1 protein-coding gene is annotated in these 529 nt (G+C 60.3%); it reads left to right on the top strand.

Annotation, left to right across the window (positions count from 1 at the left end; all coding sequences use genetic code 11):
• Positions 1–529 (top strand): peptidase M1 (locus tag KDM41_18950; protein ID MCB1185504.1); only part of this gene is annotated, 529 nt, incomplete at both ends.

Here is a 529-nt window from a genome sequence, read left to right as displayed (position 1 = left end):
ATCACCCCGCGCCGCTGGCCGGATATCTGGCTCAATGAAGGATTTGCCTCCTATGCCGAGGCGTTGTGGGTGGAGGCACAGCAGGGCGGGGAGGCCTACCGCCGGTTTATGCGGGAACAGGATCTCGGGGCTTTTGACGGCAGCGTTTACATCGCCGATACCAGCGATGTGCGGGTGCTGTTCGGCGATACGGTCTACGACAAGGGCGCCTGGGTGCTGCATATGCTCCGGGGCATATTGGGCGATGAAGTATTTTTCAGCGCCCTGCACGCCTATGCCACCGATCCCCGGTTTCTATATCACAATGCGGCAACTGCCGATTTTCAGGCGCTCTGCCAGGCGGTTTCCGGGCGGGATCTCGAGTGGTTCTTTGCCCAATGGATTTACCGCATCGGCCGGCCGGTGTATCATTATCGCTGGGAGGTGCAGGGAGGCGGTGGGATGTTCACGACGGTGCTGGATATTACCCAGCAGCCTTCCCAGCCCTATCAGAATGCCCGGCTGTTTACCATGCCGCTGGAGATCCGCC

The organism is bacterium (genome assembly GCA_020440705.1).
In the GTDB taxonomy this organism is placed as follows: Bacteria; Krumholzibacteriota; Krumholzibacteriia; order LZORAL124-64-63; family LZORAL124-64-63; genus JAGRNP01.
The sequence above is the reverse complement of the archived record's forward strand: the minus strand, read 5'-3'. Positions and strand labels throughout refer to the sequence as shown.